This window comes from Pseudomonas sp. GV071 (assembly GCF_003050835.1).
Classification (GTDB): domain Bacteria; phylum Pseudomonadota; class Gammaproteobacteria; order Pseudomonadales; family Pseudomonadaceae; genus Aquipseudomonas.
Map to the genome: position 1 here is coordinate 39,411 of NZ_QAOJ01000016.1, position 21,251 is coordinate 60,661.

General features: G+C 61.1%; 20 protein-coding genes. 10 read left to right on the forward strand and 10 right to left on the reverse strand.

Annotation, left to right across the window (positions count from 1 at the left end):
- Positions 1-101: 101 nt before the first annotated feature.
- Together C8K61_RS24125 and C8K61_RS24130 are read left to right on the forward strand one after the other, a co-directional pair.
- A complete protein-coding gene (locus C8K61_RS24125; protein WP_371920025.1) occupies positions 102-419 on the forward strand; it encodes a type II toxin-antitoxin system HigB family toxin in 318 nt (105 codons plus the stop codon).
- Entirely contained in the window at positions 419-778 is a 360-nt protein-coding gene (locus C8K61_RS24130; protein ID WP_108098994.1) for a type II toxin-antitoxin system HigA family antitoxin, read from the forward strand. Before C8K61_RS24125 ends, C8K61_RS24130 begins: the two co-directional genes overlap by 1 nt.
- A gap of 174 nt (positions 779-952) precedes the next feature.
- Here C8K61_RS24130 and serA read toward each other — a convergent pair whose 3' ends face one another.
- Positions 953-2,182 (reverse strand): phosphoglycerate dehydrogenase, encoded by a 1,230-nt coding sequence (gene serA / locus C8K61_RS24135; protein WP_108098996.1) that lies wholly within the window; start codon positions 2,180-2,182, stop codon positions 953-955.
- Positions 2,183-2,383: 201 nt separating this feature from the next.
- On the opposite strand from serA, the gene C8K61_RS24140 reads away from it, so the two are divergent.
- From C8K61_RS24140 to C8K61_RS24150, 3 genes are all read left to right on the forward strand, one after another.
- Entirely contained in the window at positions 2,384-3,778 is a 1,395-nt protein-coding gene (locus C8K61_RS24140) for an FAD-binding oxidoreductase (protein WP_108098998.1), read from the forward strand.
- Between the two features lie 62 nt (positions 3,779-3,840).
- Positions 3,841-4,506: a fumarylacetoacetate hydrolase family protein gene (locus C8K61_RS24145; RefSeq protein ID WP_108099000.1), complete on the forward strand. Its 666-nt coding sequence runs from the start codon at positions 3,841-3,843 to the stop codon at positions 4,504-4,506.
- 166 nt (positions 4,507-4,672) lie between these two features.
- Entirely contained in the window at positions 4,673-5,596 is a 924-nt protein-coding gene (locus C8K61_RS24150) for an SdiA-regulated domain-containing protein (protein WP_108099002.1), read from the forward strand.
- A gap of 77 nt (positions 5,597-5,673) precedes the next feature.
- On the opposite strand, the gene C8K61_RS24155 is transcribed toward C8K61_RS24150, so the two are convergent.
- The 7 genes from C8K61_RS24155 to C8K61_RS24185 form a co-directional block, all read right to left on the reverse strand.
- Positions 5,674-6,705, reverse strand: a complete 1,032-nt coding sequence (locus tag C8K61_RS24155) for a histone deacetylase family protein (protein WP_108099004.1) — start codon at positions 6,703-6,705, stop codon at positions 5,674-5,676.
- 151 nt (positions 6,706-6,856) lie between these two features.
- A complete protein-coding gene (locus tag C8K61_RS24160) occupies positions 6,857-7,903 on the reverse strand; it encodes an extracellular solute-binding protein (protein WP_108099006.1) in 1,047 nt (348 codons plus the stop codon).
- 35 nt (positions 7,904-7,938) lie between these two features.
- The gene (locus C8K61_RS24165; RefSeq protein ID WP_108099008.1) at positions 7,939-8,727 is read right to left on the reverse strand and encodes an ABC transporter permease; all 789 of its coding nucleotides are present in this window, start codon (positions 8,725-8,727) and stop codon (positions 7,939-7,941) included.
- Positions 8,724-9,638: an ABC transporter permease gene (locus C8K61_RS24170; RefSeq protein WP_108099010.1), complete on the reverse strand. Its 915-nt coding sequence runs from the start codon at positions 9,636-9,638 to the stop codon at positions 8,724-8,726. The genes C8K61_RS24165 and C8K61_RS24170 overlap by 4 nt, the downstream gene beginning before the upstream one ends.
- Positions 9,635-10,690, reverse strand: coding sequence for an ABC transporter ATP-binding protein (locus tag C8K61_RS24175; RefSeq protein ID WP_108099012.1), 1,056 nt, complete (start codon positions 10,688-10,690; stop codon positions 9,635-9,637). The genes C8K61_RS24170 and C8K61_RS24175 overlap by 4 nt, the downstream gene beginning before the upstream one ends.
- A gap of 305 nt (positions 10,691-10,995) precedes the next feature.
- Positions 10,996-12,450 carry an NCS1 family nucleobase:cation symporter-1 gene (locus C8K61_RS24180; protein WP_108099014.1) on the reverse strand — a complete coding sequence of 485 codons (1,455 nt, stop codon included), beginning with the start codon at positions 12,448-12,450 and terminating at the stop codon, positions 10,996-10,998.
- 34 nt (positions 12,451-12,484) lie between these two features.
- Positions 12,485-13,501: an AraC family transcriptional regulator gene (locus C8K61_RS24185; RefSeq protein ID WP_108099016.1), complete on the reverse strand. Its 1,017-nt coding sequence runs from the start codon at positions 13,499-13,501 to the stop codon at positions 12,485-12,487.
- 140 nt (positions 13,502-13,641) lie between these two features.
- Here C8K61_RS24185 and C8K61_RS24190 point away from each other — a divergent pair, with 140 nt between their 5' ends.
- Positions 13,642-14,559, forward strand: coding sequence for an SdiA-regulated domain-containing protein (locus C8K61_RS24190; RefSeq protein ID WP_108099018.1), 918 nt, complete (start codon positions 13,642-13,644; stop codon positions 14,557-14,559).
- A gap of 85 nt (positions 14,560-14,644) precedes the next feature.
- Here the strand turns inward: C8K61_RS24190 and rpiA are convergent, their stop codons facing one another.
- Positions 14,645-15,319, reverse strand: a complete 675-nt coding sequence (rpiA, locus tag C8K61_RS24195; RefSeq protein WP_108099020.1) for a ribose-5-phosphate isomerase RpiA — start codon at positions 15,317-15,319, stop codon at positions 14,645-14,647.
- Between the two features lie 145 nt (positions 15,320-15,464).
- On the opposite strand from rpiA, the gene ilvA reads away from it, so the two are divergent.
- Both ilvA and C8K61_RS24205 read left to right on the forward strand, forming a co-directional pair.
- Positions 15,465-17,030 carry a threonine ammonia-lyase, biosynthetic gene (ilvA, locus tag C8K61_RS24200; RefSeq protein ID WP_256589545.1) on the forward strand — a complete coding sequence of 522 codons (1,566 nt, stop codon included), beginning with the start codon at positions 15,465-15,467 and terminating at the stop codon, positions 17,028-17,030.
- A gap of 63 nt (positions 17,031-17,093) precedes the next feature.
- Positions 17,094-17,534, forward strand: a complete 441-nt coding sequence (locus C8K61_RS24205; RefSeq protein WP_108099025.1) for a DUF2269 family protein — start codon at positions 17,094-17,096, stop codon at positions 17,532-17,534.
- A 96-nt stretch (positions 17,535-17,630) separates the two neighbouring features.
- Here the strand turns inward: C8K61_RS24205 and C8K61_RS24210 are convergent, their stop codons facing one another.
- Complete coding sequence (locus tag C8K61_RS24210) at positions 17,631-18,287, reverse strand: HAD family phosphatase (protein WP_108099027.1); 657 nt, start codon at positions 18,285-18,287, stop codon at positions 17,631-17,633.
- A gap of 152 nt (positions 18,288-18,439) precedes the next feature.
- Here C8K61_RS24210 and C8K61_RS24215 point away from each other — a divergent pair, with 152 nt between their 5' ends.
- Together C8K61_RS24215 and ptsP are read left to right on the forward strand one after the other, a co-directional pair.
- On the forward strand, positions 18,440-18,919 hold the full coding sequence (locus tag C8K61_RS24215; RefSeq protein ID WP_108099135.1) for an RNA pyrophosphohydrolase: 480 nt from the start codon (positions 18,440-18,442) through the stop codon (positions 18,917-18,919).
- Positions 18,920-18,967: 48 nt separating this feature from the next.
- The gene (gene ptsP / locus C8K61_RS24220; protein ID WP_108099029.1) at positions 18,968-21,247 is read left to right on the forward strand and encodes a phosphoenolpyruvate--protein phosphotransferase; all 2,280 of its coding nucleotides are present in this window, start codon (positions 18,968-18,970) and stop codon (positions 21,245-21,247) included.
- Positions 21,248-21,251: the final 4 nt, after the last annotated feature.

The window sequence follows — 21,251 nt, forward strand, 5'->3', positions numbered from 1 at the left end:
TGGGCTTCGCTGCGCTCAACCCCACCTACTCCCTTGTGAGCGCAGCCACCCGGGCAATAAAAAGTTGAAGTGAATCGGCTAGAGGCGTAGATTCTCCCAAAATGGGAGGATTTCTAGTGCATGTAGTTGCTAGAGGTACGCTGCGGTCGTTCTGGGAAAGTGCTCCAGAGTATGCAGACTCCGAAGTGCCGTTGATTGAGTGGTACCGGCACATGGAGAAGTGTTCGTACCGCACTCCGCAAGCGCTTAAGTCCGAGCTCCGCTCTGCGAGCATCCTCAAAGGTGGCCGTGTAGTTTTCAACATCCATGGCAACAAGTATCGAGTCATTCTGGCCATCGACTATGAGCGCCAGTTTGCGAGAGTCCGTTTTGTGGGCACTCACGCCCAGTACGATCAAATCAACGCGGAGACCGTGTGATGAACATCAAGCCCATTCGCTCAGAAGCTGATTACATCAGCGCTATGGCGCGCCTGGATGATGTATGGGGTGCACCCGTTGGCAGCCCCGAAGGCGATGAGCTGGAGGTATTGATGCTGCTCATTGGAAAATATGAAGACGAGCATTTCCCCATGCCACCTTCTGATCCGATTGAGGCCATCAAATTTCGCATGGACCAACAAGGCCTTACAGCTCGCGATCTTGAGCCTTTCATAGGCTCTAGCGGACGAGTTTCCGAGGTGTTGAATCGCAAGCGCAAACTCAGCCTTTCGATGATCAAGAAACTTCATGAGGGGTTGCGGATACCGTACGAAAGTCTGCTCGGCGATGTAGCCTGAGCACAAAAAAGGGAGGCCGAAGCCTCCCTTTTTTGTGCTTTACCGCGATCAAGATCGCGCGAGCTAGAGCCGCGCAAGGCGAAAACAGTTTTTTAAGCGGAGTTGGCTGTAGCCAATGAGCATTCAAAAACTGTTTTCAACGCCGCCCGGCCGACGCGCAGCCGGTCGGTTTAGTTAAAACAACACGCGGCTGCGGATGGTGCCGGTGACGTGCTGGAGTTTCTCCAGTGCGAGATCGGAGTACTCAGCATCAACGTCGATCACCACATAACCCACTTTGGCGTTGGTCTGCAGGAATTGACCGGAGATGTTGATGCCGTTGTCGGCGAACACCTTGTTGATTTCGCTCATCACGCCCGGCACGTTCTCGTGGATGTGCAGCAAGCGGTGCTTGCCCGGGTGCGCCGGCAGGGCCACTTCGGGGAAGTTGACCGAGGACACCGAGGTACCGTTGTCACTGTACTTGACCAGTTTCTCGGCCACTTCCAGACCGATGTTGGCCTGCGCTTCGGCAGTCGAACCACCAATGTGCGGGGTGAGGATCACGCGATCCAGGCCACGCAGCGGGCTTTCGAACTCTTCGTCGTTGGACTTGGGCTCGACCGGGAACACGTCGATGGCCGCGCCAATCAGGTGTTCGTCCTTGATTGCGTTGGCCAGGTGGTCCAGCTCAACCACGGTGCCGCGAGCGGCGTTGATCAGAATGCCGCCCTTCTTGATCGCGCGGATTTCTTTCTCGCCGATCATCCACTGGGTGGACGGCAGCTCAGGCACGTGCAGGGAGACGATGTCGGACATGCCCAGCAGGTCGTGCAGCTTGGCAACCTGGGTGGCGTTGCCCAGCGGCAGCTTGGTCACGGTGTCATAGAAGAACACCTGCATGCCCAGCGCTTCAGCCAGTACCGACAGCTGGGTACCGATCGAGCCGTAGCCCACGATGCCGAGTTTTTTGCCGCGGATTTCGAACGAGTTGGCCGCCGACTTGATCCAGCCACCACGGTGGCAGGAGGCGTTCTTCTCAGGGATGCCGCGCAGCAGCAGAATGGCTTGGGCCAGCACCAGCTCGGCAACCGAACGGGTGTTGGAGTACGGGGCGTTGAACACGGCGATGCCGCGTTCACGGGCCGCATCCAGGTCAACCTGGTTGGTGCCGATGCAGAAGCAACCGACGGCGATCAGCTTCTTGGCGCAGTCAAAGACTTCGTCGGTGACCTGGGTGCGCGAACGGATGCCGAGGAAGTGCACATCGGCGATCTTTTCTTTCAACTCCGAGTCCGACAGGGCGCCTTTGAGGTACTCGATGTTGCTGTAGCCGGCCGCTTTCAGCGTGTCGACAGCGTTCTGGTGCACACCTTCGAGAAGAAGGAACTTGATCTTGCTCTTGTCGAGAGAGGTCTTGCTCATCTGAGTACCTGTTTGTCCCGGTAGAAAAGTCAGGGAAAGCCAGCGTGGCGGGCAGCCCGTATCGGCGTCTCGCCGCTGCCGCAAACCGAGCACAGAGCACGATTCGCGGGGGGCGTATGCTAGCATGTCTTCCTTTTTACTTGCTCGGTTGCGACCTGAAAGGTTCTCAGGGCGACCATGAATAGCGTGAGAGTTCTGTAGATGACCGACGTTGCCCTGATTGAACAACTCAAGACCCTGGTCGAGCCTGGCAAGGTACTGACCGACGCCGATTCGCTCAACGCCTACGGTAAGGACTGGACCAAGCACTTCGCTCCAGCCCCACTGGCCATCGCGTTTCCCAAGACCATCGAGCAGGTTCAGGCCATCGTCCGTTGGGCCAATGAACAGAAGGTGGCGCTGGTGCCGTCCGGTGGTCGTACCGGTCTGTCTGCTGCCGCCGTCGCCGCCAATGGCGAAGTGGTCGTGGCCTTCGACTATATGAACCAGGTGCTGGCCTTCAACGAATTCGACCGCACGGCCGTGTGCCAGCCGGGCGTGGTCACCAAGCAACTGCAGCTGTTCGCCGAAGAAAAAGGCCTGTACTACCCGGTGGACTTCGCTTCCGCCGGTTCCAGCCAGATTGGCGGCAACATCGGCACCAACGCCGGTGGCATCAAAGTGATTCGCTACGGCATGACCCGCAACTGGGTTGCCGGCCTGAAAGTGGTCACTGGCAAGGGCGACTTGCTCGAGCTGAACAAAGACCTGATCAAGAACGCCACCGGCTACGACCTGCGTCAGCTGTTCATAGGCGCTGAAGGCACCCTGGGTTTTGTCGTCGAGGCCACTATGCGCCTGGACCGCAAACCGCAAAACCTCACCGCCATGGTGCTCGGCGCCGCCGATTTCGACTCGATCATGCCGGTGCTGCACGCCTTCCAGAACAAGCTCGACCTCACCGCCTTCGAATTCTTCTCCGACAAAGCCCTGGCCAAAATCATGGGCCGTGGCGATGTGCCGGCGCCGTTCGAAACCGAATGCCCGTTTTATGCCCTGCTGGAATTCGAAGCCACCACTGAAGAAGTCGCCGAGGCTGCCCTGGCGACCTTCGAGCACTGCGTGGAGCAGGGCTGGGTGCTGGACGGCGTGATGAGCCAGAGCGAGCAGCAGCTGCAGAACCTGTGGAAGCTGCGCGAGTACATCTCGGAAACCATCTCGCACTGGACCCCGTACAAGAACGATATCTCGGTCACCGTGGCCCAGGTGCCGGCCTTCCTGCATGACATCGACGCCATCGTCGGCGAGCATTACCCGGACTTCGAAATCGTCTGGTTCGGCCATATCGGCGACGGCAACCTGCACCTGAACATCCTCAAGCCGGACAACCTGAGCAAAGACGAGTTCTTTGCCAAGTGCGCCACCGTCAACAAGTGGGTGTTCGAGACCGTGCAGAAGTACAACGGCTCGATCTCCGCTGAACACGGCGTGGGCATGACCAAGCGCGATTACCTGACCTACAGCCGCTCGGAAGCCGAGATCGCCTACATGAAAGCCATCAAGGCCGCATTCGACCCGAACGGCATCATGAACCCCGGTAAAATCTTCGCCCTGTAACGCCGCTGTCGCTGGAGCTGCCACAAGTGGCTCCCGCTCTCCACCCAATTCAGGAGTCGCTCATGAGCTATCAACACCGTTATCTGGATGGCACCCACATCCATTTCCCGATCGGCAAAGTGGTGTGCGTGGGGCGTAACTACGCCGAGCACGCCAAAGAGCTGAACAACCCGGTGCCCACCGAGCCGCTGTTGTTCATCAAGCCGGGTAGCTGTGTGGTCGAGGCCGAAGGCGGCTTCAGCATTCCGAGCGACCGTGGTGGCGTGCATTACGAAGCCGAGATTGCCGTGCTGATCGGCAAGCCGCTGTCGCGCAAACCGAATCAGGAAGAGGTGCTCGACGCCATTTCCGGTTTCGCCCCGGCCCTGGATCTGACCCTGCGCGACGTGCAGGCCAAGCTCAAGGAAAAGGGTTACCCGTGGGAAGTGGCCAAGTCGTTCGACGGTGCCTGCGTGCTGGCGCCCTTTGTCAGCAGCGATGCGGTAAGCGATCTGACCGACATCGGCATTCGCTTGAGCATCAATGGTGAAGTGCGCCAGGACGGCAGCAGCGCCTCGATGCTCAACCCGATTCTGCCGATCATTGCCCACATTGCCGGGCACTTCAGCCTGCAACCGGGTGACGTGATTCTCACTGGCACACCGGCCGGTGTCGGGCCGTTGAACCAAGGTGATGAATTGCTGCTCGAACTGGTCGGTCATTCGAGCGTTGCCACCCGCGTTCTGTAAGTGCAAATGTTGTAACCACTGGCGGGTGTCATAACCGCGAAAGGCTGTTGTACAGTTCGGCACCATCCGCGCCCCTGTGCGCGGGTTCACGGTTTTTCACGGACGATCTAACCGGAATCTCCTGCTTTGGCGGCTAGCGTGCTGCTGCAGTATTAGAGACAGCCCTATGCCCCTCCGCTCCTTTTCCGTCCGCCGCCGTTGGCCCTGGCTGTTATTCGCCTTTGTCTTGGTGGTCGCCGCAGTACTGACCTACACCCAACACTGGCTGGGCCAGGCCAAATACTGGGCCGACGAAGACAACTTCGACCAGGCCGAGCGCGACGCCAGCATCTGGTTGCCCGGCTACCGTCCGGTCATTCAGGCCAAGCCGCTGAAAGACCTCGAGGACGACGAAACCTCGGACCTCACCTATAACCCCGACAGCAAAACCCTGTTCACCGTCACCGGCAAAGAGCCGCTGCTGGTGGAGTTGAGCCTGGACGGTGACGTACTACGGCGCATTGCCCTGGTCGGCTTCTCCAACCCGGAAGGGGTGGCAATGCTGAGCAACGGCAATATGGCGATCACCGACGAGCGTCGCCGTACCTTGTCGATCTTCAAGCTCGGCCCGGTGGCCGTGGAGTTGCGCGCCAGCGACACCCGCGAGTTCGACCTGGGTTACGCCGACTCCGGCAACAAAGGCTTTGAAGGCATTGCCTGGGACCCGGCGCAGAAACGTCTGCTGTTGGGTAAGGAGCGCTCACCCACTGCGCTCTTCAGCTGGAGCAGCGACGGCACCGCCGGCCTGGAGGGCAAGATGGAGCCCTTGCCCAGCGACGAGCTGTACATGCGCAATATCTCGGCCCTGAGCGTTGACCCGCGTACCGGTCATTCGCTGGTGCTGTCGGCGCAGTCGAAGTTGTTGCTGGAAATGGACGAGCACGGCCAGCCGGTCAGCTTCATCAGCCTGTGGGGCGGCATGAATGGCCTGCACAACAGCATCCCGCGCGCCGAAGGGGTGGCCATCGACGAAGAAGGCACCATCTATATGGTCAGCGAGCCCAACCTGTTTTACGTGTTTCGCAAAGACAAAAACGCCGATCCGTCGTAATCCTGTAGGAGCGGCTTCAGCCGCGATGCTCTTGAAATCAAAAGCATCGCGGCTGAAGCCGCTCCTACGATGCCGACTTACGCCACGCTCTCAAACCCTTGCAACACGTTTACCGCATTGATGCCGATCTCTTCCACGGCATACCCGCCTTCCATCACAAACAAGGTCTGCAGGCCCAGCTTGCCAATGGTTTCGCCCATGCGCAGGTAGTCCGGGCTGTCGAGTTTGAACTGTGAAATCGGGTCGGACTTGTAGGTGTCCACGCCGAGCGAGACCACCAGCGCGTCCGGCGCGTATTCCTTGATCTGCCGGCAGGCGTCAGCCAGTGCCAGGCTCCACACCGACCAGTCACTGCCCTCGGCCAGCGGGTAGTTGACGTTGAACCCGGCGCCTACACCAGCGCCTTTTTCATCGGCGAAACCGAGAAAGTACGGGTACTCGAAACGTGGGTCGCCGTGGATCGAGGTGAACAGCACGTCGGCGCGATCAAAGAAAATATCCTGGGTGCCGTTGCCGTGGTGGTAGTCGACATCCAGCACCGCCACGCGCTTGGCGCCGAGGTCGAGCAGGGCCTGCACGGCAATCGCCGCGTTGTTCAGGTAGCAATAGCCGCCCATGTAGTCGGCGGCGGCATGATGGCCGGGCGGCCGGCACAGGGAAAACACCCCGCGCGCGCCTTTGGCCAGTTCAGCCTGACCGGTTAGGGCGACGTTGGCCGAGCTTAGAATCGCCTGCCAGGTACCGGCGGTGATCGGCGCGCCGGCATCGAAGGAGTAGTAGCCCAGGCGACCATCGATGGCAGTCGGTTCTACCTGACGCAGGCGCCGGGTCGGCCAGGCGATGGGCAGCATGTCGTGCTGTCGGCCGATGGCCTGCCAGTCGCTCCAGGCGTTTTGCAGAAAGCGCAGAAAGCCTTCGCTGTGCACCCGGCGGATTGGCGCCAGGCCGAAATCCAGCGGTGCATGAATATCGCCCAGGCCCACGGCCTTGGCGCGGTCGAGCACCATGTCGGCGCGGCTGGGCATTTCGAAGCACGGGGTGAATTGCCCGCCAATCAGCTCGTACTTGCCGTGGTGCAGGTGATGGTCGTCGCTATAGATGGTCAGCATGGGAGTGCCCTCAGGTTCGCTCGATTGGCGCCTGTGCAGGTGATTTCTTGTCGTTGTACGGTCTTTGTGGGAGGGGCTTTAGCCGCGATGCTTTTAAGATCAAGAGCATCGCGGCTAAAGCCGCTCCTACGAGAGCGGCGTTATGTCCGGCTTATTTCTTCAGCTTGGTCCACACCTTGGCGCGCAGGGCCAGGGCTTTGGGCGAGCAGAGTTTGAACGGCTTGAGACGGTCGAGTTTGTCGGCCGGGGTGTTGATGGCCGGGTCGTCGAACAGTTCTTTGTCCATGAACTTGTCCGAGCCTTCGATGGCGTTGTTGTACTTGGCGAAGTTGGAGGCGGCGGCGATGTTTTCCGGCTGCATCATCCAGTTGATAAAGGCATGGGCCTCGGCGACGTTGGTGGCGTCTTTGGGGATCACGAAGTTGTCGATAAAGACGTTGATGCCTTCTTTCGGGTACACGTAGGTCAGGCTGGCGCGTTGCGCCTGGGCGCGGTGGAAGGCGCCGTTCCATTGCTCGTGCATGGCCACTTCCCCGGCGGCCATGCGCTCGATGGTGCCGTCGCTGTTGTACATGGCCAGGAAGGGTTTCTGCTTGAGCAACACGTCCTGGATTTTCTGCGCCACTTTCGGGTCTTCGGTGCACTGGTCGACGCCCAGGTAGAAGGCTGCCGGGATGTACACCTCTTCAATCGAGTTGAGCGCCACGACCTTGCCTTTTAGCTCCGCTGGCGGCTCGAAGAACGGCTTCCAGCTTTCTTCCAGTTTGCCGCCCGGTACCTGCGCACTGTCGTAGCTGTAGCCGGTGGTGCCCCATAGGTACGGCACGCTGTAGTCGTGTTCAGGGTCGTAGCGCAGGGTCTTGAAGGTGCCTTTGAGGTTGGCAAGGTTGCTCAGCTTGCTCTTGTCGAACTTCTGCAGCAGGTCCTCTTTGACCATGATTTCGATAAAGCTGTCCGACGGCACCACCACGTCATAAGCGCCGCCGCCGGCTTTCAATTTGGCCAGCAGGGTTTCGTTGGAGTCGTAGGCGTCGAGGGTGGCCTTGATGCCGGTGTCCGCTTCGAATTTCTTCAGCAGCTCCGGCGGGTAGTAGTCCGACCAGTTGGCGAAGTGCAGGGTGCCGGCGGCTTGCGCCGAGGTGGCGACGCCTAAGGCGCATAGCAGGGACAACGCGAGCGAGGTGGTGCGAACGTGCATGGCAAAGCTCCTTGCTGGACTTGTTTTATAGGGCGTCAGCGTTTGCGTTGACCGACGTAGTACGAGAGCGCAACAAAAGCGATGGAGATCACCAGGATGATCGACGAGATCGCGTTGATCTTCGGCGAGATTCCCATGCGGATCGAACTGAAGATGTACACCGGCAGGGTGGTGGCCCCGGCGCCAGCGACGAAATAGGTGATGACGAAGTCGTCCATGGAAATGATGAAGGCCAGCATCGCCCCGGAAATGATCCCCGGGCTGAGTAGCGGAAAGGTGATCTTCCAAAAGGCTTTCCACGGCGAGGCGTATAGGTCGGCGGCCGCTTCCAGCAGGTACGGGTTCATGCCCTCCAGGCGCGCGCGGATCGGTAAATAAGCGAACGGAATGCAGAACACCACGTGGGCAATCAGGATGGTGAACAGCGACAGCTTGAGGCTGATGAAGGAGAAGAACATCAGCGTCGAGACCGCGGTGACGATCTCCGGCACCAGCAACGGCAAGCCGAGCACCCCGCTCATTGCAGTCTGGCCACGGAAGGCGCGGCCGCGCATGCCGAGGGCGGCGAGGGTCGCCAGTGCGGTCGATATCAACGTGGCCAGAGTGGCGACGATCAGCGAGTTTTTCGCCGCGCGCACCACCTCGGCATCGTTGGCCACCACGCTGTACCACTTCAGGCTGAAACCGTCCCACAGGGTTGCCGACTGGCCACCGTTGAAGCTCAGCACCACCAGCACCACGATCGGCAGGTACAGAAATACAAAGAAGAACCAGGCGGCCGGGCGCATGCCGGCGAAGCGCCACAACGGATTCTGGGTATTCATGGGTGGCCTCCGGCGTTGCCCGGTTTGAAGCGCAGGCTGTACACCAGCATGGCCAGCAGCACGAAGCTGAGCAGGGCAAACGATAGCGCGGCGCCCAGCGGCCAGTTGTGTGAACTGCCAAATTGCAGCTGGATCAGGTTGCCGATCATCAGCGTCTTACCGCCGCCCAACAGCTCGGGAATGATGTAGTTGCCCAGCGAGGGGATGAACACCAGGATGCTGCCGGCGACGATGCCCGGCATGGCCAGCGGCACGATGATGCGTTTCAGCGCATGGAAGCGGTTGGCGCCCAGGTCGAAGGCTGCCTCCACCAGGCGCCAGTCCATTTTTTCCAGGCTGGTGTAGATCGGCAGCACCATAAATGGCAGGTAGGTGTAGAGCAGGCCGATGATCACCGCGTTGTTGGTGTACAGCAGGCCCAGTCCACTGTGGGTGATGCCCAGTCCCATCAATCCTTCATCCACCAGCCCGCCATTACGCAGCAGCAACATCCAGGCGTAGGCGCGCACCAGCAGGTTGGTCCAGAACGGCACGGTGACCAGAAACAACAGCAGGTTACGTTTTCGCTCGGTTTGCAGTGCCAGGTACAGCGCCGTGGGAAAGCCGATCAGCAGGCAGCCGACGGTGGTCAGAATCGACAGCCAGAACGAGCGCTGGAAAATTTCCAGGTAGTCGGTGTTGAACACCAGGCTGTCGTCCAGATCGCGCTCGTAGAAGAAGTTGCGGTAGGCCTCCACCGAGTACTCGCCCCACTTCACACCGCCGTAGTCGCCCGACTGCAGAATCGACACGACGAACATGATGCCCAGCGGCAGCAACATGAACACCAACAGGGTGAGCATGGCCGGGGCACTTAGCAGCAGGCGGCGGCCCAGTTGGCGGCGCTCGGCAATCAGCCGTGGCGTGCTCATTCCACCAACACCTTGATGGCGGCACTGGGCACCTGCACCCGCACCTGGTCACCGACCTGATAGCCACTGAGTGCGCCATCGCGGTTCTGCTGGCGTACGCGGAAACCGCCCTGGCCGGCCACGTCCAGGTGGTAGACGGTGTCGGTGCCGACATACACCACGTTCTCCACCCGCCCCAGCAACTGGCCGTCAGCGGCCAGGCTGACGCGCTCCGGGCGAATCGCCAGGGTTACCGGCCCGCGGCGTTCGCTGAATACCTCCAGCACCTGGCCGTCGTTCAGGCGCACGCTGCCTTCCAGTGCCTCGGCGTTAAGGAAATTGGTTTCACCAATGAAGTCCGCCACGGTGCGGTTCACCGGCGCCTCGTAGATTTCCGTGGGGGTGCCCACCTGCAACACCCGGCCCTTGCTCATCACCGCAATGCGGTCGGACATGGTCAGGGCTTCTTCCTGATCGTGGGTGACGAAGATAAAGGTGATGCCGGTTTCGCTTTGCAGGCGCTTGAGTTCGATCTGCATGTCTTTGCGCAGCTTCTGGTCCAGCGCCGACAGCGACTCATCAAGCAGCAGCACCTTGGGTCGGTTGGCCAGCGCGCGGGCCAGGGCGATGCGTTGTTGCTGGCCGCCGGACAATTGGTCGGCACGTCGGCCGCCAACATCCGGCAGCTTCACCAGCTCGAGCATGCGCGTCACGGTTTCGCTGATATCGCTTTTGCTCAGGCCGCGCATCTCCAGGCCAAAGGCAATGTTCTGTGCCACGGTCATATGCGGGAACAGCGCGTAGCTTTGGAACACGGTGTTCACCGGGCGGCGAAACGGCGGCAGGTCCTGCATTGCTTCGCCATACAGGCGGATGGTGCCGGCGCTGGGTTGCTCGAAACCGGCGATCAGCCGCAGCAGGGTGGTTTTGCCGCAACCGGAGGGGCCGAGCAGGGTGAAGAATTCGTTGGACTGGATTTCCAGAGAGACCGTGTCGAGGGCTTTGACGCCCTGGCCAGGGTCGCCGAATTCCATGCTGAGCTGTTCGATACTGATCGCGCTGGAAGTACCCATAGATTTCTCTAACAAATTGTTTTTGTTGGGCTTTTTATAGATCGAAAGCAATGCAAAGCGGTGTCTTGATTCTGTCAGCGCGCCCCTTGAGGCAGAACGATAGAAACGGTCAAAAGGAGATAATTTCGGCCAACTTCGCGCGAGCAGTTGCCAGTGGCGTGGCCACATCGATTCGCTGTTAAGGGATAGCTGAGGTTGGCTGACACGCAAGTCAGCCCACGCGTTAATCCGTAGGAGCGGCTTTAGCCGCGATGCTTCTCAGATCACGAGCATCGCGCCTGAAGCCCCTCCCACACAGCCTGTGATCAGGCCGGCTTAGGCGCCAACACTCGGCTGGAGGCGCGCAGGGCGAAGTACAGGCTGCCGGCAATCGCTACACCGAAGAACCAGCCGTACACCCCCCACCATTCTGGCAACAGGTGGGTGAAGCCCGGCAGGATCGAGGAGAACAGAATGCCGACGCCGGCGGCGATCAGTGCGTTGACGTGCCAGCCGTTCTGGAAGCGGTATTCACCCTGTTCCTGATACAACGCATCGACATTCAGCCAGCCGCGGCGGATCAGGTAGTAGTCCACCATCATCACCCCGAAGATCGGCCCCATGGTGTTGCCGACCATGCCGACGAAGGCTGCCGCGCTGCCTTCCCACGGCGCGAACGGGTAGAGCAGCAGGGCGATCAGCGCGGCAATGTAGCCACCGCGTTTGAAGCTGATGTGCTTGGGAAACACGTTGGCGAAATCAAAGGCCGGCGACACAAAGTTGGCCACCACGTTGATGCCCAGGGTGGCTACAGCGAAGGTCAGCGCGGCCAGCAGGGCGAGGAACCAGCTGTCGAACTTGGCGGAAATCTGGTCGGGGTGCAGCAGCACTTCGCCGTACACATCGAAGGCGGCGATGGTGGTGATGCCGGCCACCAACGAGAACAGAATCAGGTTGATCGGCAGGCCCCAGATGTTGCCCACGGTCAGTGCCCGTTCGTTCGGCGCATAGCGCGAGAAGTCGCAGAAGTTCAGGTACAGCGCCGAGAAGTAGGTGACCCAGATCGCCGCCACCGCCATCAGCGAGGCCCATGAACCGGGGGTGCCAGGCACGCCAGCGTCCTTGGTTTTTTCCAGCAGCACGTCCATCGGAATGTCGTTGCTGAACGAGAAGCCGCCTGCCTTCACCGACAGGTATACGGCGAGCACCAGCATCATCACCCACACCGCCGGGCCGGCCCAATCCTGGAAGCGCCGCACGGTTTCCATGCCGCGCTGGATGATCAGCAGTTGCAGGGCCCAGACCACTACGAAGCAGATCACTTCCAGCGTGGTATGGCCGAGCATCTGGCTGCTCTGCTGGAAGGCCAGCAGGCTGTCATTGCGCACCAGCAGGGCGACGATGGCGCCCGAGGCGGCAGCGGTTTGCGCGCCGTACCAGAAGCAGGCCACCACCGCGCGTACCAGCGCCGGGAAGTTCGCTCCCCAGATGCCAAACGAGGCCCGTGCCAGCACCGGAAACGGCACCCCGGTACGCACCCCGGCGACGCCGACCATGTGCATCAGAAAGAAGATCGCCAGCGAGCCGATGCCGATCGCGATGATGAAATTCATAAAGCTGCCACACAGCAGAAACAAGCTGGCTGCCAGGTAGTAACCCCACAGGCTGTGCACGTCGGAGGTCCACACGTTGAAGATGGAGAACGCGCCCCAGTTGCGCACTTTGGCGGGGGCGAGGTCTTCGTTGTACAGCTTGGGCGAGGCGTGGGGTGGCATGCTCATGGGGGCGTCCCTGTAGGTCTGGTTGGTCCGTTGTTCAGCGCCGGTAGACACTCGGCGTTTGCCCGCTCCAGCGCAGAAAGGCGTGGCGGAAGCTGGCGGTTTCGCTGTAGCCCAATTGCTCGGCAATCAGGTAGATGGGCAGGTCGGTCTGCATCAGCAGTTGCCGTGCCTTGTCGTAGCGCACCTCATCGAGCAGGCGCTGGTAGCTGGTGTTCATCCGCGTCAGATGGCGGCGCAGGGTGCGGGCGCTGCGGTGCAAGTGGCTGGCTACCCGTTCCAGGCTGGTGGCATCGGGCATGTGGCTGCTCAGGTGCTGGCGGATCTGCTCAAGTACGTCCTGACCGCTGTCCAGTTGTGCGGCCAGTTTCAGACACTGCTGAATGCCGTGATGACAGCTCACCGGGTCGGCCAACGGCAGTTCGCGGTCGAGCAGGGCGGCGCTGAAACACAGGGTGCTGACCGACTCACCGAACTCCACCGGGCAACCGAACAGGCGGGTATAGCTGTGCGCGTGCAGGGGCGGGCGATAGGAAAACTGCACCCGCCGCGGCCGCACGGCTTCGCCGAGCAGGTCGCGGATCACCGTGAGCAACGAGGTCAGGCACAGCTCGGTGTTGAACACCATCAGCTCCGGCGCATAGCGGTAACCGCGCGCCACCAGGCGAGCTTCGTCACCGTCTTCTTCCAGGTGCAATTTGAAATAGGTGCCCAGCAGGGTGGGCTGCGCCAAGGCCAGGTTCAGCGCGTCGCGCAGGGTGCGACTGGCGAGCATGCTGTAGCCGAGAATGCCGTAGGCCGAGACATGCATGCGCAAGCCCAGCGACAGGCCCAGGGCCGGGTCACGGGTGCAATGGATGGCATTGGCGAATACACGCAGCTCTTGCGCCGGGCTGATGAGCTTTTCCGGGGTTTCCAGATCGGCGCTGGTCAGGCCGCTGTCGTGCAACAGGCGCTGGTGAGGAATGCCGGTTACGCTCAGTTGGCTGATGGCCAGCGCAATGGTGTGAAGGGTGGTTCGAGCACGGTCTTCGGGAAGTAATGACAAACCCATTTTTGGCCCTTAACTGCTTCTTCTTGTAACGCCGGCGGCGGCGAGTGCCACCGGCATGCACCGTTAAGTTTCAATTCAGCAAGGCTGTGCTATTTCTAGCGCCCTTTTTCGGCCCGCCCTTATTTAATGAGAACGCCCCCATGCGTCGTCTGCTGACCTTGAAGTACCTGCTGGGAGTCGTAGTGCTCGGCGCATTGCTCCTGGCGGCTGTCGCTGCGCAGGAGTTTCGCCTATTCGAACGGGCCTGGTTCCAAGTGCAAGAATGGCGCCATGGTGCCGACTGGCAGGCACGCTCGCTGTGGTTGCCGGCCTATCGGGTGAGCGTCGAGGCCATGCCTATCGAGGGCCTCAACGATGATGTCTCGGCGCTCACCTACGACCCGGACCGCAACAGCCTGTTCACCGTCACCAACCAGAACCCGCAGATCATCGAGATGACGCTGGAGGGCAAAGTGCTGCGGCGTATTCCGCTGCTGGGCTTTGGTGATCCGGAGGCCATCGAATACATCAGCCCCGGCCTGTATGTGATTACCGACGAGCGCCAGCAGCGGTTGATCAAGGTGTGGCTGGACGACAGCTCGACCACCATCCGCGCCGACAACGCCGAGCAGCTGTCACTGGGCATTGGCCTGAACGGCAACAAAGGCTTTGAAGGGCTGGCTTACGATCCGCAGGACAAACGTCTGTTCGTGGCCAAAGAGCGCGACCCGGTGCGCATCTATGAGGTGCATGGTTTCCCCCACACCAACGTTGATCGCCCGTTCGCCGTGCACGTGGTCGACGACCCCCAGCGTGATGCCGGGTTGTTTGTGCGTGACCTGTCGAGCCTGGATTTCGATGTGCCCACCGGGCATCTGCTGGCGCTGTCGGATGAGTCGCGGCTGGTGATCGAGCTGGATGTGAACGGCAAGCCGATCAGCACCCTGTCACTGCTGCGTGGCCAGCATGGACTGAACAAAACCGTGCCGCAGGCGGAAGGGATCGCCAGTGATAACCACGGCAATCTGTATATCGTCAGCGAGCCGAATTTGTTTTATGTCTTCAAGAAAGAGGACTGAAAAGCATCGCGGCTGAAGCCGCTCCTACACAAAAGCGCGTTCTCTGTAGGAGCGGCTTCAGCCGCGGTTTCCTGCAAACGGCGATTTAAGCACGCTTCAGGGTTTTCACCCCTTCGCTGGTCCCCAGCAACAACAGGTCCGCCCCACGCGCGGCAAACAACCCATTGGTGACCACACCGACGATGGCGTTGATCTGGGTTTCCAGCTCCGCCGGGTTGGTGATCTGCATGTTCATCACGTCGAGAATGATGTTGCCGTTGTCGGTGATCACGCCCTCGCGGTACACCGGGTCGCCGCCCAGTTTCACCAGCTCGCGGGCCACGTGGCTGCGGGCCATGGGGATGACTTCCACCGGCAACGGGAAGTTGCCCAGCACCGGCACCAGCTTGCTGCCGTCAGCGATGCAGATGAAGGTCTGCGCTACGGCGGCGACGATCTTCTCGCGGGTCAGGGCGGCGCCACCGCCTTTGATCAGGTTCAGGTGCTCGTCGCTTTCGTCGGCGCCGTCGATGTAGAACTCCAGGTCGCTGACGCTGTTCAGCTCGTACACCGGAATACCATGGCCCTTCAGGCGCGCGGCGGTGGCTTCGGAGCTGGCCACGGCGCCGTCGAAGGCGCCCTTGTGCTGGGCCAGGGCGTCGATAAAGCAGTTGGCGGTGGAGCCCGTGCCGACGCCGACGATGCTCTTGTCATTCAGCTTGGGAAGGATGAAGTCGACGGCCGCCTGAGCCACGGCCTGTTTGAGTTGATCCTGAGTCATCGCGGGTTCTGCGCCTGAGGTAAACGGGGAGACGCGGATTATAGCTTCAGGCTTCTGTGGGAGGGGCTTTAGCCGCGATGCATTTGATCTTAAAAACTCGCGGCTAAAGCCCCTCCCACAAAAACCGCAGCGGGTGGCCGCGCGGCTGAGCGCTGGAGTAGACTGGCCGACCCGCCGAACAACCAAGAATGCCGCCATGCTTGAACAGTACGTGAAGAAGACCCTCACCTCGCGCGTTTACGACGTCGCGGTGGAAACCCCGTTGCAGCCCGCCCGCCAGCTGTCCGAGCGCACGGGTAACCAGATTTTGCTGAAACGCGAAGATCTGCAGCCGGTGTACTCGTTCAAGATTCGTGGCGCTTACAACAAGCTGGCGCAACTGACCCCGGAAGAACTCGCCCGTGGCGTAGTCACCGCTTCGGCCGGCAACCATGCCCAGGGCCTGGCCCTGGCCGCCAAGCACCTGGGGGTGAAAGCCACCATCGTCATGCCGCGTACCACCCCTGAGCTGAAAGTGCAGGGCGTGCGCAGCCGTGGCGGCAAAGCGGTGCTGCACGGCGACTCGTTCCCCGAGGCACTGGCGCATTCGCTGAAGCTGGTGGAAGAGAAGGGCTACGTCTATATCCACCCCTACGACGATGAGTACGTGATTGCCGGCCAAGGCACCGTGGCGATGGAAATCCTTCGTCAGCAGCCCGGCGCCATCGACGCCATCTTCGTGCCGGTGGGTGGCGGCGGGCTGATCGCCGGCATCGCTTCGTTCGTCAAATACCTGCGACCGGAAATCAAGATCATCGGCGTCGAGCCGGATGACTCCAACTGCCTGCAAGCCGCCATGGCGGCGGGCGAGCGCGTGGTGCTCGGCCAGGTCGGGCTGTTCGCCGATGGCGTGGCCGTGGCGCAGATCGGCAAGCTCAACTTCGAGATCTGCCGCGACTACGTCGACGAAGTGATCACCGTCAGCACCGATGAAATCTGTGCGGCGATCAAGGACATCTACGATGACACCCGCTCGATCACCGAGCCGGCCGGCGCCCTGGCGGTAGCAGGCATCAAGAAGTACGTGGAGCGTGAAGGCGTCACCGGCCAGGTGCTAGTGGGCATCGACTCCGGCGCCAACGTCAACTTTGACCGCCTGCGCCATGTCGCTGAGCGCGCCGAACTGGGCGAGGGCCGCGAAGCCATCATCGCCGTGACCATTCCGGAGAAACCGGGCAGCTTCAAAGCCTTCTGCGAAGCCATCGGCAAGCGGCAGATCACCGAGTTCAACTACCGCTACCACACCGACAAAGAAGCGCACATTTTCGTTGGCGTGCAGACCCACCCGGAGACCGACCCCCGCGCGGCGCTGGTCGACGGCCTGCGTGCCCAGGGTTTCCCGGTGCTCGATCTGACCGACAACGAACTGGCCAAGCTGCACATTCGCCACGCCGTTGGTGGCCATGCAGCGGCGGTGCCGGATGAAAGCGTATTCCGCTTCGAATTCCCCGAGCGTCCGGGCGCGCTGTTCAACTTCCTGACCAAGCTGGGTGGGCGCTGGAACATCACCATGTTCCATTACCGCAACCATGGTGCGGCGGACGGTCGCGTTCTCGCGGCGCTGCAAGTGCCGGAAGATGAGCGTCATCTGGTGCCGGCCGCACTGGAAGAAATCGGCTATCCCTACTGGGACGAAAGCAACAACCCGGCCTACAAACTGTTTCTGGGTTAATTAACGAACAGATGCGCCGCCACCGCGGGTGGTAGGCGCACACCGCCTGACAGGGACGCAAGAATGGAACACTACCTGCTGTTCAAGATCATCCACAGCGCCGTCGCTGTGCTGCTGCCACTGGGCGTGATCGGCCATATCTTCATGCTCTGGAAAGCGCAGAAAGGCGGCGACCTGGCGGTATTGCAACGCAAAGTACGACGCACCCGCCTTATGAGCCTGCCGGCGTTCGCCGTGCTGGCGGCGACCTTGCCGGTCAGTGGCTTCTACCTGGTGCACATCGCCGGCTGGCCACTGAGCCAGCTGTGGCTGCTGCTGAGCACCGGGCTGTTCATTGTGCTGTTCGTGGTGGGCTTGCTGTTGTCGGGCCGTCTGGCCGCTTGGGAAGCGCTGGGGCCGGTCGCGGCGCCACAGCGGTTGCAGCGCTTTGCCCTGGTGTACGGCGTGCTGATTCTGGTGCTGCTGGTGGCCATCATGGGGTTGATGGGCGCGAAGCCGGCTTGATCTAACACTTGACCCTGTAGGAGCGGCTTCAGCCGCGATGCTTTTTAAGATCAAGCGCATCGCGGCTGAAGCCGCTCCTACGAAATGGGGGGCAGGTTAGTCGCGCAGACTGATCACCGGCCAACCACGCCGCTCAGCCTCGGCCCGCAGCGTCGGGTCCGGGTCCACGGCAAACGGGTTCGCGACCTTTTCCAGCAGCGGCAGGTCGTTCATCGAGTCGCTATAGAAGTAGCTGTCGTCCAGGCTCAGGCCCGTTTCAGCCAGCCAGCGATTCAACCGCGTCACCTTCCCTTCTTTAAAGCACGGCACATCGGTAGTACGCCCGGTGTAACGGCCGTCGACCATTTCGCATTCAGTCGCCAGCAAGGTATCCACGCCCAGACGAGCGGCAATCGGTCCGGTTACGAAGCGGTTAGTGGCGGTGATGATCAGCAGCTTGTCGCCGGCTGCGCGGTGTTGGTCCAGCAGGGCTAGCGCTTTGGGCGTGATGATCGGCTCGACACAATCGCGCATGAACTCGCGGTGCCATTGGTCCAGCTGGGCCATTTCGGTACGGCCGAGGATCTCCAGGCTGAAATTCAGGTAGTCGGTGATGTTCAGCTTGCCGGCCAGGTAGTCCTGATAGAAGGCATCGTTGCGGGTTTTGTACGCCACGCCGTCAAGGATGCCGCGTTCGCACAGGTAATCGCCCCAGGCATGATCGCTGTCGCCAGCCAGAAGGGTGTTATCGAGGTCGAACAGAGCCAGGCGCATGGGTAATCTCGCTTTACAGGTAAAGGGTGGAAATTAAAAAGGCCCACAGAATACGGGCTTTACGCGCACCTGCCCATAAGGTGGGTCGTCGCGTTGCTGGCATCACGACCTTTGTGAAAGAATGCCGAAACATGCGTTTGCGAGGTTGTACCGTGATCGATTCTGATGGTTTTCGCCCTAATGTCGGCATCATTCTGACCAATGATGCCGGGCAAGTGCTGTGGGCACGCCGCATTAATCAGGATGCCTGGCAGTTTCCCCAGGGCGGCATTAACGATCATGAGTCGCCGGAAGAGGCGCTGTACCGCGAATTGAATGAAGAAGTGGGCCTGGAGCAAGAAGATGTGCAGATTCTTGCCTGTACCCGTGGCTGGTTGCGGTATCGTCTGCCGCAGCGCCTGGTCCGTACCCACAGCCAACCGCTGTGCATCGGGCAGAAACAGAAGTGGTTCCTGCTGCGCCTGAAGTCCGCTGAAGAGCGCGTGCGCATGGATTTGACCAACAAACCTGAGTTCGATGGCTGGAAGTGGGTGAGTTACTGGTACCCGCTGGGGCAAGTCGTGACATTCAAGCGTGAGGTTTACCGCCGCGCATTGAAGGAACTGGCCCCGCGGTTGTTAGCGCGCGACTGAAACACTCAAAAAATTTGCGGGATCCTACGAGGGAGTTGAACTCGAGCCATGCTCAACACGCTGCGCAAGATCGTCCAGGAAGTGAACAGCGCCAAAGACCTCAAGTCGGCGTTGACGATCATTGTGCAGCGGGTAAAAGACGCCATGGGCAGCCAGGTCTGCTCGGTTTACCTGCTCGACCCGGAAACCAACCGGTTTGTGCTGATGGCCACCGAGGGCTTGAACAAGCGCTCCATCGGCAAGGTCAGCATGTCCCCCAGCGAGGGTCTGGTGGGTTTGGTCGGTACCCGCGAAGAACCGCTGAACCTGGAAAACGCCGCCGACCACCCGCGCTACCGCTACTTTGCTGAAACCGGGGAAGAGCGTTACGCCTCCTTCCTTGGCGCGCCGATCATTCACCACCGTCGGGTGATGGGCGTTCTGGTCATCCAACAAAAGGAGCGGCGCCAGTTCGACGAAGGCGAAGAAGCCTTCCTGGTGACCATGAGCGCGCAGCTCGCCGGGGTAATCGCCCACGCTGAGGCCACCGGCTCGATCCGTGGCCTTGGCCGTCAGGGCAAGGGCATTCAAGAAGCCAAATTCACCGGTGTTGCCGGATCCCCCGGCGCTGCCGTCGGTACCGCAGTGGTGGTACTGCCGCCCGCCGACCTGGAAGTGGTGCCGGACAAAACCGTTACCGATATCGCCGCCGAGCTGCTGTTGTTCAACCAGGCGCTGGAGCGAGTGCGTGCCGACATGCGCGCGCTATCCGCCAAGCTCGCCACCCAACTGCGCCCGGAAGAGCGCGCGCTGTTCGACGTCTACCTGATGATGCTCGACGATGCGGCCCTCGGCGGTGAAGTCACCACCGTGATCAAGACTGGTCAATGGGCCCAAGGCGCCCTGCGCCAGGTGGTGGGCGAGCACGTCAACCGCTTCGGTCTGATGGACGACGCCTACCTGCGTGAGCGCGCCTCCGACGTCAAAGACCTCGGCCGCCGCCTGCTCAGCTACCTGCAGCAGGCCCGCCAGCAAAACCTGGTGTACCCGGACAACACCATTCTGGTCAGTGAAGAGCTGACCCCGGCGATGCTCGGCGAAGTGCCGGAAGGCAAGCTGGTGGGCTTGGTCTCGGTACTCGGTTCGGGCAACTCGCACGTGGCGATCTTCGCCCGCGCCATGGGTATTCCCACGGTGATGGGTGCGGTTGACCTGCCCTATTCGAAAATCGACGGCATTCAACTGATCGTCGACGGTTACCACGGTGAAGTGTTCACCAACCCCAGCGACGTGCTGCGCAAGCAATACGTTGAAGTGGTGGAAGAAGAACGCCAACTGACCCAGGGCCTCGCTGCCCTGCGCGAGCTGCCCTGCGAAACCCTCGATGGCCACCGCATGCCGCTGTGGGTCAACACCGGCCTGCTGGCCGATGTGGTGCGCGCTCAAGAGCGCGGTGCCGAGGGCGTCGGCCTGTACCGCACCGAAGTGCCGTTCATCATGAAAGAGCGCTTCCCCAGCGAGAAGGAACAGCTGGCTATCTACCGCGAGCAGTTGGCCGCCTTCCACCCGCTGCCGGTGACCATGCGCAGCCTGGATATCGGCGGCGACAAGGCGCTGTCGTACTTCCCGATCAAGGAAGACAACCCGTTCCTCGGCTGGCGCGGCATTCGCGTCACCCTCGACCACCCGGAAATCTTCCTGGTGCAGACCCGCGCCATGCTCAAGGCCAGTGAGGGCCTCGACAACCTGCGCATCCTGCTGCCGATGATCTCCGGCGTCGCCGAACTGGAAGAAGCGCTGCATCTTATCCACAGGGCCTGGGGCGAAGTGCGCGACGAAGGCACCGACGTGCCGTTGCCACCGGTGGGCGTGATGATCGAGGTGCCGGCGGCGGTGTATCAGGTGCGCGAACTGGCGCGTCAGGTGGACTTCCTCTCGGTCGGCTCCAACGACCTGACCCAATACCTGCTGGCCGTCGACCGCAACAACCCGCGGGTCGCCGACCTCTACGATTTCCTCCACCCCGCCGTGCTGCACGCGCTGAAGCTGGTGGTCGACGGCGCCCACGCCGAAGGCAAACCGGTGAGCATCTGCGGCGAAATGGCCGGTGACCCGTCGGCTGCGGTGCTGCTGATGGCCATGGGTTTCGACGGCCTGTCGATGAACGCCACCAACCTGCCCAAGGTGAAATGGCTGCTGCGCCAGATCAGCCTGAGCAAGGCCAAAGAGCTGCTCGCGCAGATCATGACCATCGATAATCCACAGGTTATCCACAGCACCCTGCACCTGGCGCTGCGTAACCTGGGCTTGAGCCGCGTGCTCAATCCCGCCGCCACTATTCAGTCCTGAGACG